The following is a 12,150-nucleotide window of genomic DNA, read 5'->3' on the forward strand; positions in this document are numbered from 1 at the left end:
ACTGCGCATGGATATCGATAATTTAAAAAAAGCCCCAGTTGGTTCAACCGGTTAACGCAATACCTTCTGGTCTGATATTGCGACCTCTGCCCCTCAAAAAAAAGCCCGCTCATTAACCTGACCGGGCTTGATGCTTTGAATGACAGCGGGTTTATTTCAGCGGTGGAATCGCTTGCGGCACCAGTTTTTTGACGGGTTGTTCGCGCAGTTTATCGGTCAGCATGCGGATTGCGGTTTCCAGTTGCTGATCTTGTCCGTTGAAGGTTGCATGCGGCATGTTTTCGACTTCGACATCCGGCGTGACGCCGACGCCTTCGACCAGCCATTGCCCATCCATGCCGAACTGTGCATTTTCTGCCGCTCGTATCATGCCGTTATCCGCGAGGCTGTTGCCATCGGACAGCCAGACACCGGCACCAGCCGTGCGTTTGCCAACCAGTGGTCCGAGTTTCAATGCCTTCACACCTGCTGCGAAAGTCTCGCCGTCAGAATACGTCAGCTCATCCACCAGCACCACCAGATGACCACGGAAGGTCTGTTGCATATTGGTGTAAGGCTGGTTGTTGCCGCGCGACCAGAACGCCCAGGTTTTACGCAAGAGTTTTTCTATGATCCAGCTGTCGATATTGCCGCCGCGATTGCGGCGCACATCGATGATCAGGCCGTCACGATTGAAATTGCTGTAGAACTCTCGTGCAAACGCATTGATGTCTTGCGCACCCATGGCTCGCAGATGCAGATAACCTATCTTACCTTTCGATGCTTCGTAAACGCGTGCGCTGCGGCTTTGTTCCCAGTCGCTGTAACGCAGATTCGCATGTTTCGTCATGCTGACTGGCGTGACGATGACATTGTGCGGCGCCTGATTTGCGCGTTTTACCTGCAGCAAGACTTGCTTGTCGGCCTGATTCAGCAGCAGATCGGCAATATCACGCGCTTCCATGACCGGCTTGCCGTTGACGCTCAGAATGACATCGCCTTCTTTGACATCGACATCGGGTTGCGCCAGCGGGCTGCGCTCTGTTGGTAACTCCGGTTCGCTGCGATAAATATGCTCGATCTTATAGCCGTCTTTGCTGCGGGCTAACACTGCGCCCAGCGTTGCTGGTGCACCTTCGGCAGCAGCTTTGCGTATGTCGCCAGGACGGAATTGTGAATGCAGCGCACCGACTTCGCTGACCATTTGCGCGAGCACATCATTCAACTCATTGCGGTCAGTGACACGCTCGACTAAAGGCGCATATTTGTCGCGCATTTTTTTCCAGTCCACGCCACGCATTTTTTCATCGTACAGAAAATCTCTGTGCATACGCCAGGCATCACCGAACATCTGACGCCATTCCTGACGCGGGTCGGATGTGAAGCTCCAGTCATTGATGCTGACTTTCGCCTTGCTGATATCGTTGGGTGCTTTCGCACCGGCTTCGACGATCACAAAATCACTGGCACCGTTACTGGTAGCGGTTTTGTAATACACATGCTTTTTGTCGGCGGATAAATCGAACTGACGGATTCCGCTGACGAATACTTCTGGTTGCACCGGGTTTTTGCTGATGGCGAGTGTCTTCAGCGTGCCGCGTCCTTCGCGGCCTTCTGATTCAACGAAATACAGACGCTTGTCGTCAATCGCTAAGCCGCCGTAATTACCGGCGGCGAGTGGCACCTGATACAAACGTTCGCTGAGTCCCGCATATTCTATGGCGGGTAATGCTGCTTTGCTGGCTTTTGTATCTGCTGATTTAGCATCCGTATCCGATGATTTCTCTGCCGTTTTTTCAGTTGTTTTATCCGTTGTTTTGTCAGCCGCTTTTTCTGCGGGTTTTACTTCGGCTTTGTTACTGAGCTTGCTTAACTCATCGTCCGCTTTAAACGGGAAGCGATTTTTTGCCTGCAAGGCGAGGGCGTAAATGCCGGAACGTTTGTCAAAGCTGGGGCCGAGATTGCGATCACCCCAAGGTGAACGATTGCCGACCTCGAAGTGGCGTTCAGATAAGAAATACAACCATTTGCCATCGGTGGAAAATACCGGCGTATGCGATTCATAGCGATCGCCTGTGACGAAATGCAGTTGTTTGCTGGCGAATGAATATAAGCCGATTTGTTCGCGACCGCTGCTGCTATCCGGGCGCACGATGGCCAGCGTTTTACTGTCCGGTGCCCAGACGATATCGCCGTAGCGATCAAAGGCTGCTTTGCTACCATCATCAATGATGGTGTTGGTTTTCGTTGCCAGATCCAGCAACCAGACACGACCACGTTTATCTGTATGTGCGAGCGATTTTCCATCCGGTGACGGATAGATGTTCAGCCTGTGCACATCGCCATTGTGGGTCAGCATTTCTGCCTTACCTATGCCGTTGGCAGGATATTTCCAGATTTCATTTTCGCCTGAACTGTCGACAATCACATACACGCTTTGATCATCGTGCGAAAACACGGCAGCGCGGGCGCGGGCATTCTCGGGAATCGCTAAATCGACACGACGTTGGCGGTCGGTGCCGGCAATGCTGACGTGGCCGCGGGCGGTAAAAATCAGACGCTCGCTTTTGCTGGCGATTTCGGTATCGCTCAGATAGTCCAGCGGTGTGCGGATCAGGCGTTTTCTTTGCTGATCAAAATCGGATGTCAGATCGATCGCTAAGGTGTTGTCGGCTTTGCTGGCAAGGTTCAACACATGCAGATCGGCGCCGAGCTGATAGACGATGTTGCCGTCACCGATGGCGGCGTTTCTGACATCCCATTCTTTATGCGATGTCAGTTGTTGTGGATTGCTGCCGTCGGCATTGGCAGTCCAGATGTTGAACGCGCCATCTCGGTCGCTGACGAAATACAGGCGTCCCTGATACCACATCGGACGCTTGTTATTGCTGCTGTCGCTGGCAAACAGATTGACGGCCTCGGCTTTGCCCTGCAAGTCATAGCGCCACAATTGTGCTGTGGCACCACCGCGGTAATGTTTGGCATTGTCATTGGTCATTTGCAGACCGAAACGCGTGAAATACAGATAGCGACCGCTGTCATCGAGCGCCGCCTCATTCGCATCGGCAACCGGGAACACGCGGCGCAGCTGCGTTTTCGGATCAATCGCTGCAATGACCCTGTGTGCGTTTGGCCCGGTGCTGTTGAGCGTGCTGACCAAGACTTCGCCCTGTGCTGTCCAGCCGAGCACATTCACCACATCATTTTCAAATGTCAGACGTTGTGGCAAACCACCGTTGACCGGCATGACATAGGCTTCAGTTGCCCCTTCATAGGCGGCGGAAAACGCCAGCCATAGCCCATCACGTGAAATCGCTGGCAGGGTTTCTGCGGCCGGATGTGTGGTCAGCCGTTGCGCCTGTCCGCCGCGCAGACCGACTTTCCACAAGTCGCCTTCCGCAGTAAAGACGACGGTATCTGCGCGTATGCCAGGAAAGCGGTAATACGCCGGTGCAGCGGTCGCCACAGGAAGAATACTGACTAGCGTCAGTCCAAGCGCGAGACTGAGAGCGAGGTTGAGAGGCTGCCGTTTGCTCAGTTTGCGCGGCAGAACAGACGAAGGTAAGTAGCGGGTGACACCAGCGGGTAGTTTCATGTGAAAGATCTTTAACTTAATTGATTGAAATTATTTATTGAAATTACTTATTGCAAACAAAGCCGGTAAGAAAAACAAATCTCCTCTTTTTTCCTACAAAAAATCATAAAAAGTGTTACCGAAGTGTAAGTTTTGTTGATGTCGGGCAACTATCCATTTATAACATCGGCAGAGCAACATTTGTTTCCTTACACGTTGGCCGATCTGCCTTACGTGACCATCAACGCGCAATTAGTTTAGTTACCCGGCGGAGAGAGCCATGAGACCAGTCAACTTCATCAAAGTTCTTGCAATCCTCAGTATTTCGACAGAAATGTCATTAGCGATGGCGCAGAACGTCACTTTCAGCATTAACACTCAGGCCGAACGCAAAACCATCAGCCCGCTGATTTACGGCTTCAATGCCTACGCCGACGGTTATGGCCGCACTGGCTGGGATGCGCATGGCGGCAAAGCGAATCTGGATAGTCTGAATCTGACTTCGCGTCGCCTCGGTGGCAATAATATGACCAGCTATAACTGGGAAAACGGTGTCAGCAATTCCGGCGCCGACTGGTGCCATTCTTCAAATGCCGGTGTGACATACGCGACCGGCGCTGGTGAGCCTTCCACCACCAACGGCCTTGCGTATTACGCGCCGGGTGCCGGGATTAAAGCGTTCCACGATCAGTCGCTGGCGCTGGGCACGTTCTCTTTGCTGCAATTACCTGCTGCGGGCAAGCTGCCGAAAGACATCGTCAATCTGTATCCACCGTCGTCCTGCAAAGGTTACGAGTTATGGCAAAGCACCGCCGGACCATCGAATGTCGATGTCAGCCGCTGGCTTGATATTGTGAATGACAAACCTACGGCAGCAGGCAGTCTGAGTCTGTCACCATCGCTGAACGACAGTGTGGTGTATATCGACGAAGAGCTTAATTTCCTCGTTAAAAAATATGGCAAGGCATCTTCCACCAAAGGTGTTAAAGGCTATGAACTGGATAACGAACCCGATCTCTGGCACCTTTGGCCATCAGACCAAGGCGCTGGCACACATGAAGATCTGTACCCGAAGCTGACCACGATCAGCGATGTCATGCAAAAAAATCTGGCGCTGGCCAAAACGGTGAAGCGCATGGACAGCTCCGCGCAAACCTTTGGCCCGGCGCTGAGTGGCTATCTTGGCTTATTCAGTCTGTGGGCGGTCTGGGATGGTTCGCAATCGCGCCAGCCAGCGGACTGGAATCAATATTATGGGGAGCCGTATCTCAGCAAAAATACCGGTGACCGCTATCGCTACAACGGCATGACGTTTGCTAACGTCTATCTGGATACGATGCGCAAAGCTTCTGCGACGGCGGGTAAGCGTTTGCTGGATGTTTTCTCGTTTCACTACTATTCACAAGCGTCGTATGATCCGGCAAATCGCGTACAGGCTTCACGCAGTTTGTGGGATAGCAGCTATGTCGAACCAAGCTGGATCACGCAAGGTGGTAACGGCTTTACAGATGGCCGTGGCCTGGAAATTCTGCCTAAGCTCAAACAGTCGATTGCGGATTTTTATCCGGGCACCAAACTCGCTGTGACCGAATATGATTTTGGCGGCAGAGACGATGTGAGCGGCGCGATTGCGCAGGCAGATGCGCTCGGCGCTTTTGGTCAGCAGGGCGTGCATCTGGCAACGTATTTCGGTGATGTCGAAGCTTACATCGCAGCCGGATTTAAAATTTTCCGCAATTACGACGGCAATAAATCGGTGTTTCCCGAAGTCTCAGTCAAAGCGGTCTCGACGAATAACGGCAATGGTACCGTGTATGCCGCAGTCAGTGCCGCCGCGCCGGATACCGTGCATCTGATAGCGATCAACCGCCTCAGCACACCGTTGAATGCCAGCTTGCAAATCGCCCATCCGGTGGCGCTGAATTCTGTACAGGCATGGGGTGTCGATGCGAGCAGTCAGGCCGTGACCATGCGTGCGGGTCTGAGTGCGATCAAGCAAAATCAGTTCAGTTACACCTTGCCAGCGTGGTCGGTCATGCACTTTGTGGTGAAGCCATAAGCCGGCAATTCACTGGCGTGACTGACATAGTTTGAAAGAGAGCCGGAAAAGTGCCGAAAAATGCCTGAATAATACTCCCCGGGAGTATGTTGTAAGCCCCTTTGTTTATGCTGAGATAAAGGCGAAAACAAGAAAAAAAGGGGGGAGTATGCCGAAATTCGTCAAAATACAAGCAAAAATAAGGAAACAGACGTTAAAAAAAGCAGCCTTAGCTGCTTTTTTTATAGGCAGAACTTTGACGTTCAGCGCTTATTTTTTGATTTGCTTCAGCACTTCGCGCAACATCGCCAGCATCTGATCGAGTTCCTCTTTCGTCACGTTCAGCGCAGGCATGAAACGCAGCAGATCAGGGCGCGGTGAATTCAGCAGCAAACCGACTGGTTCCATATTGCGCGCAGTTTCAACGATTTGTGCGCCGATGTTGTCGCCGAGTTTCAGCGCGCGCAGCAAGCCTTCACCGCGTTCGCCTTGCAGACCGAATTCATCCGACAGTTTCACTAATTCTGCGCTCAGATACGCGGCTTTTTCTTTGACCTCATCGAGGAAGCCTGGCTTGGTCAATTCCTTCAGCACGGCGATACCGACGGCCGTCATCAATGGCGCACCGTTATAAGTACCGCCCTGATCGCCCGGCACAAAGCAGGCCACTGCTTCGCGGCACAGCAAGGCGCCGAGTGGCACGCCGCCACCGATACCTTTCGCCAGCGTCATGATGTCAGGCTCGATGCCGGACAACTGATAGCCAAACAATTCACCGGTGCGACCCATGCCGGTCTGTACTTCATCAACGATCAGCAGGATGCCGTGTTTTTGCGTCAGTGCGCGCAGTTGTTGCATGAATTCACGCGTTGCCGGCAACACGCCGCCTTCGCCTTGTACCGGTTCCAGCATGACAGCGACGGTTTTGTCGCTGATCAGTTTTTCAACCGAAGCGATATCGTTCAGATCTGCTTTCGGGAAACCGGTGACTTGCGGTGCAAATATGGTGTCCCAGCCCGGTTTGCCGGAGGCCGACATGGTGGCCAGTGTGCGGCCATGGAAGCCGTGATCAAAGGTGATGATTTCAAATGCGCCGTTCTTGTTCAGCTGACCCCATTTGCGCGCCAGTTTGATCGCACCTTCATTCGCTTCTGCACCGCTGTTCGTAAAGAACACGCGGTCAAAACAGGATTGCTCGGTCAGACGCGAAGCCAGTTCTATCATCGGCGCGTTGTAGAAAGCAGGGGATGGATTCAGCAGTTTTTTCGACTGCGCGACCAGCGCATCGTGGATTACCGCCGGGCTGTGGCCGAGGCAATTGACCGCCCAGCCTTGCAGGTAATCGAGATAGCGCTTGCCATTGTTATCCGTCAGCCACATGCCGCTGCCTTCCGTAAAGACGATTTCCGGGCGCGGTGTGATGTACATCAGAGCGTTAACGTTGTACTGGCTGAATTCCATTTCAAGACTCCTAAAGTCGACAATGCAGGGGTAAAAAAAGAGTGGTGGAGATTAAATCGGGTGCTGAATAACAAAAAAGCCACAGGAGTTGCCTGTGGCTTGATACTTGTGGTGCTGCTCATTTACCGCGCACGCTCACTCGTACATAGTCCCAGGCTCGAAGAACGAGCTGCGACGTCGTGCGATATTTGGTGAGGACATGTCGGTAAAAATTTTCATAAAGCGGATAGTAGGACTTTTTGCGCACTGCGTCAAAATAAATTTATGCAGTGCGCCGAAAAAAACGGGATGCTCAGTTCAGGAACGCGTGGACGATGAGCAATTGATTAACAGAGCACAAGTACATCGTTTTTCGCATGCATGAACACGCGTTGTCCGTTCCTTGTTAATTCACCAGATCGGCTTCGGATGTGAACGAATCGGCGTAGAACTCGTCCGCCGGTAACTGGCATTGCGCGACAAAATCGCGTTTGGCGGAATCCACCATCACCGGTGCACCGCAGGCATACACCTGATAGCCTGATAAATCAGCGTGATCGGCCATCACCGCCTGATGAACGAAGCCGGTGCGACCCTGCCATTGATCTTCGGCTTGTGCATCGGAAATGACCGGCACATAACGGAAGCCCGGTAATTGCGCAGCCCAATCCTGACATAACTTGTCCATGTAAAGATCAGCTGGACGACGGCCGCCCCAGTACAGCGCGACAGGGCGCGTGGATTTAGTGTGGATCAATTGTTCGACCAGCGCCTTGATTGGTGCAAAGCCGGTGCCAGAGGCGAGCAGAATAATCGGTTTGTCGCTGTCTTCACGCAGATAAAACGTGCCTTGCGGGCCTTCAAAGCGCAGGATGTCACGCTCTTTCAAGGTCGAGAAAACCTGATCGGTAAATAAGCCGCCCGGCATGTGGCGGATATGCAGGGTAATGTGTTCCGCATCGTGCGGCGCATTGGCCATACTGTAGCTGCGGCGTTTGCCGTCGCGCAGTAAAAATTCTATGTACTGACCAGCGCGGTAATTCAGTTTTTCATTTGCTGGCAATTGCAAGGCAAGCAGCATCACGTCATCGGATAATTTTTCCAGTTTCGCAATGCGGGTCGGCATTTTTTTGACCGGATATTCATCATTGGCGACCAGCTCACGCGCTTCTATCGTCAGATCGCTTTGCGGCTTCGCGCAGCAGAACAGCGACATGCCTTGTGCTGCTTCATCTTCGGTTAACGCGCGTTGCTGATGATTGCCGTGCACGACAGTGCCATCGGTGACTTTGCCCTTACAGGAACCGCAGGCTCCATTTTTACAACCGTAAGGCAGAATGACGCCCGCGCGCAAAGCGGCTGATAATACGGTTTCATCTGCCTCGCAGCTAAATTGACGACCGCTGGGGGTCACGGTTACTTGAAAAGTCATACAATCCTGAGCATGAAAAAACAGTTAAAAAAAATAGCTAAGCCGCGCTTACTGATTATTGGTTGTGGCGATGTCGGTATGCGTCTGCTGCCGTTATTGCGTGCGCATTTCCGCATTTTCGCTGTCACCAGTCAGCCTGCGCGTTGCGCAGAGCTGCGTGTGGCGGGGGCTGTGCCAGTGGTTGCTGATCTGGATCAGCCGCATACTCTGGCGCGCTTGTCCGGGCTGGCGCAGCGTATCGTGCATCTGGCGCCACCGCGATCTGACGGCATTACAGATATCCGCAGCCAGAATTTGAGCGCCATTTTACCCGACAAGAGCCGTCTTGTTTATGTCAGCACGACCGGCGTGTATGGCGATTGCGCTGGCGCAAAGTTTGATGAAACACGCACGGTCAACCCTCAAAATACGCGTGCAGTGCGACGCGTGGCGGCAGAACAGTGCCTGCGACGCTGGGCAAAACGCAGCCAGTCCACCTTATCTATTTTGAGAGTGCCGGGGATTTATGCGACGGATCGCTTACCGGTGGAACGCTTACAAAAAGGCACGCCAGCATTGATCGGCAGTGATGACGTGTACACCAATCATATTCATGCTGACGATCTGGCGCGGCTGATCCGGCTGGCCTTATTCCGCGGTTTGCCGCAGCGCGTGTATCACGCGGTGGACGACAGCGACATACGGATGGGGGATTATTTTGATCTGGTGGCTGACGCGTTTCAGTTGCCGCGCCCGCCACGTCTGCCTCGTGCTGAATTACAGAAACAAGTATCGCCCATGCTGCTGTCATTCATGTCGGAATCCCGTCGCCTCGAGAATCAGCGTATCAAGCACGAGCTGGGCGCACGCTTGCTGTATCCGCAGGTGCGCGATGGCATTTTTGCCGCAGTCAACAGTTGACGAGAATAGTTTTATATCAGCGATGAGGTGACTTTCAAAATTTCATCGGCGGTCGTCAGACCTTCGACAATTTTGTAAGCACCCGCAATGCGCAAGGGCTTCATCTCATCCTTGATGCTTTGCGCACGTAAGGCATGAATATCGGCGTTTTCCGTGATCAGCTTACTGAATGGCAAAGTCACGGTCAGCAACTCATACAGGCCAGTACGCCCCAGAAAACCGGTCTGGCGGCATTCCGGGCAGCCGACAGGGCGATAGACGGTCTGTGGTTTCGGGATGCCCCAGTCTTCGACCAGCGTTTCCCAGATGGCATCCTGAATTTCGCCATCAGCGACTTTGCAATGAACGCACAAGGTACGCACCAGACGTTGCGCCAGAATGCCGATTATCGTTGCCTCCAACAGATAATACGGAACGCCGAGTTCCAGCAGCCGCATGATCGCGGATGGCGCATCATTGGTATGCAGGGTCGACAGCACCAGATGGCCGGTCAGTGCGGCCTGCACCGCCATTTCTGCGGTTTCCAGATCGCGAATCTCACCGACCATGATGATGTCAGGATCTTGCCGCATCAGTGCGCGTATACCGTCGGCGAAGTTCAGATCGATCGATGATTGCACCTGCATCTGATTAAACGAAGCTTCCACCATTTCTATCGGATCTTCGACAGTACAGACATTCACATCTGACGTCGCCAGCGCTTTCAGTGTGGTGTACAGCGTTGTAGTTTTTCCTGAGCCGGTCGGCCCGGTGACGAGAATGATGCCGTGCGGTTTCTTGGTCAGATTGTCCCAGCGTTTCGCATCGTTCAGCGGAAAACCTAATTCCGGCAAGGTCTTGACCACGACATCCGGATCAAAAATACGCATCACCATTTTTTCACCGAACACGGTCGGCAGCGTTGATAAACGCAACTCGACTTCCTGCCCATCGGCGGTACGGGTTTTAATACGACCATCTTGCGGGCGCCGCTTTTCAATGACGTCGATACGACCCAATAATTTGATCCGCGCGATCATCGCGATCATGACGGTGGCCGGCACCTGATACACCTGATGCAGCACGCCATCAATACGGAAGCGGATCACCGCCATATCACGCTTGGGTTCGAGATGTATATCCGAGGCACGCTGATCAAAAGCAAATTGCCATAACCAGTCTACGATATTGATGATGTGCTGATCATTCGCATCAACTTGTTTATTCGACTTACCAAGTTCAACCAGTTGCTCAAAGTTTTGTCGCAAGCCCAGGTCATTGCTGCTGGATTTACGCGCATCTTTAATCGATTTCGCCAGCGAAAAAAACTGCACGATGTATTGTGAAATTTCCAGCGGATTCGCAAGTACCAGACGTATTTCTTTACGTGAAAGACGCGCGATTTCATCTTGCCATTCCGTGTTATACGGATCAGTCGTAGCGACGACGAGCGTGTTGGCATTCGATTCGACAGGCAAAATATTAAAGCGTGTCGCATACGTCGATGACATCACATCAGAGACCGTGGTGAAATCAATTTTTAAAGGATCTATCCGGTAAAACGGCAGGTGCACTTTTGCCGCCGCCCATTCGGTCAGCCAGTCCAGCGTCAGCTGCGCATGCGGTGTCTTTGCTGAAAGCAGCTTACATTGCGCGGTTGCCGTCAACGGGTGCATGGTGGATGGTCCGTTTTTCAGGATACCTTGCGCCTCATTGTATTTTGCTTTGGCCTCGTCTTTGAGGATCAGGCCATCGGCCATCAACCAGGTGAAAATTTGTTGCAGATCTAAGCGGCGCGGGGCTTTTTGGTTCATTTTCTCTGGCTGACGTTGTAGTTGTAGTGGGCGAATAGCGGATGACCGTTAACTGTTTTTTTAGCTGCTTTGTTATCTGCTTTTATCTTAAAAATCTTGCCTGAAATGACTCGTCTGTAATGTGAAATTATTCCGGATCACTCGCTGCTTTGAGACCGTTAACCCAGGATTTCGTCGGCAACCTGGTCGCCGCCTTGATCTCAGTTGCGCGTTCATATAATGCAGCAAAATCAAATTGTTGTTTGTGTTTGAAAGCGATTGCAACGACGTTGCCATCATGCACTTCCGGCAGACATAAGACTTCGGCAAAAGCAAAGCGCAGGGCTTTCAGATTGCGCGCATAACTTGGGTGGTCGCCGAATAAATTGACGGTCAGTATGCCGTTGTCTTTGAGGCAGGCTGCGCATGACTGATAAAACTCTGCCGTATCCAGTACAGGTCCTTTGGCGGTCGCATCGTACAGATCCACCTGCAGCGCGTCGACGGTATCGAGATTGTTTTCATCGTTAACAAAATCGAGCGCATCCATTTCGATGACATTCAATCTGTCGTCATTGGCAGGCAATTTGAACATGCTCTCGCAAATCGCGATGACAGAAGGGTTCAGCTCAACGGCGGTAACACGTGCGCTCTCGAACTGACGATAACTGAATTTAGTCAGCGCACCAGTTCCCAGACCAAGCTGAACGATGTGTTGCGGTTCAGGTATGAACAACATCCAGATCATCATTTGCTGCGCGTATTCGAGTTCGATAGCATCCGGTTTGCGTAAGCGCATTGCGCCTTGTACCCATTCGGTACCGAAATGTAAAAAACGCACACCGTCGAGTTCTGACAAAGTCACTGGCGCGAATTTAGGTTTGCGTGGAGATTTTTTAACGGCCGCGGCCTTGGGGCCGGAGCGATGATTGGCTTCGGCTTCTATGGATTTACGTTTGATTAGCATAGCGCTATTTTACCTTTTGCTTTTGTATCTAAAACAGAATTCATGTAA

7 protein-coding genes are annotated in these 12,150 nt (G+C 52.3%); 2 read left to right on the forward strand and 5 right to left on the reverse strand.

Features of this window, described 5'->3' with window-relative positions:
• Positions 1–151 precede the first annotated feature (151 nt).
• Positions 152–3,574 carry a S41 family peptidase gene (locus Undi14_RS17630; RefSeq protein WP_200181957.1) on the reverse strand — a complete coding sequence of 1,141 codons (3,423 nt, stop codon included), beginning with the start codon at positions 3,572–3,574 and terminating at the stop codon, positions 152–154.
• 259 nt (positions 3,575–3,833) lie between these two features.
• Here Undi14_RS17630 and Undi14_RS17635 point away from each other — a divergent pair, with 259 nt between their 5' ends.
• A complete protein-coding gene (locus Undi14_RS17635) occupies positions 3,834–5,612 on the forward strand; it encodes a glycoside hydrolase family 44 protein (RefSeq protein ID WP_200181959.1) in 1,779 nt (592 codons plus the stop codon).
• 249 nt (positions 5,613–5,861) lie between these two features.
• Here the strand turns inward: Undi14_RS17635 and Undi14_RS17640 are convergent, their stop codons facing one another.
• Positions 5,862–7,052, reverse strand: coding sequence for an acetylornithine transaminase (locus Undi14_RS17640; protein ID WP_200181961.1), 1,191 nt, complete (start codon positions 7,050–7,052; stop codon positions 5,862–5,864).
• 385 nt (positions 7,053–7,437) lie between these two features.
• Positions 7,438–8,463: a CDP-6-deoxy-delta-3,4-glucoseen reductase gene (locus tag Undi14_RS17645; protein WP_200181963.1), complete on the reverse strand. Its 1,026-nt coding sequence runs from the start codon at positions 8,461–8,463 to the stop codon at positions 7,438–7,440.
• A gap of 12 nt (positions 8,464–8,475) precedes the next feature.
• Here Undi14_RS17645 and Undi14_RS17650 point away from each other — a divergent pair, with 12 nt between their 5' ends.
• Complete coding sequence (locus tag Undi14_RS17650; protein ID WP_200181966.1) at positions 8,476–9,363, forward strand: SDR family oxidoreductase; 888 nt, start codon at positions 8,476–8,478, stop codon at positions 9,361–9,363.
• Positions 9,364–9,374: 11 nt separating this feature from the next.
• Here the strand turns inward: Undi14_RS17650 and Undi14_RS17655 are convergent, their stop codons facing one another.
• Together Undi14_RS17655 and Undi14_RS17660 are read right to left on the reverse strand one after the other, a co-directional pair.
• On the reverse strand, positions 9,375–11,156 hold the full coding sequence (locus Undi14_RS17655; RefSeq protein WP_200181968.1) for a GspE/PulE family protein: 1,782 nt from the start codon (positions 11,154–11,156) through the stop codon (positions 9,375–9,377).
• A gap of 127 nt (positions 11,157–11,283) precedes the next feature.
• Entirely contained in the window at positions 11,284–12,102 is an 819-nt protein-coding gene (locus Undi14_RS17660; RefSeq protein WP_200181970.1) for a methyltransferase domain-containing protein, read from the reverse strand.
• Between the last annotated feature and the right edge of the window lie 48 nt (positions 12,103–12,150).

The sequence above is a fragment of the Undibacterium sp. 14-3-2 genome (genome assembly GCF_016595265.1).
Taxonomy (GTDB): domain Bacteria; phylum Pseudomonadota; class Gammaproteobacteria; order Burkholderiales; family Burkholderiaceae_D; genus Undibacterium; species Undibacterium aquatile.

What these genes read in the sequence shown, in the direction of transcription:
- Undi14_RS17630 (WP_200181957.1), bottom strand. Translation starts at nt 3,574, where the DNA reads ATGAAACTACCCGCTGGTGTCACCCGCTACTTACCTTCGTCTGTTCTG.
- Undi14_RS17635 (WP_200181959.1), top strand. Translation starts at nt 3,834, where the DNA reads ATGAGACCAGTCAACTTCATCAAAGTTCTTGCAATCCTCAGTATTTCG.
- Undi14_RS17640 (WP_200181961.1), bottom strand. Translation starts at nt 7,052, where the DNA reads ATGGAATTCAGCCAGTACAACGTTAACGCTCTGATGTACATCACACCG.
- Undi14_RS17645 (WP_200181963.1), bottom strand. Translation starts at nt 8,463, where the DNA reads ATGACTTTTCAAGTAACCGTGACCCCCAGCGGTCGTCAATTTAGCTGC.
- Undi14_RS17650 (WP_200181966.1), top strand. Translation starts at nt 8,476, where the DNA reads ATGAAAAAACAGTTAAAAAAAATAGCTAAGCCGCGCTTACTGATTATT.
- Undi14_RS17655 (WP_200181968.1), bottom strand. Translation starts at nt 11,156, where the DNA reads ATGAACCAAAAAGCCCCGCGCCGCTTAGATCTGCAACAAATTTTCACC.
- Undi14_RS17660 (WP_200181970.1), bottom strand. Translation starts at nt 12,102, where the DNA reads ATGCTAATCAAACGTAAATCCATAGAAGCCGAAGCCAATCATCGCTCC.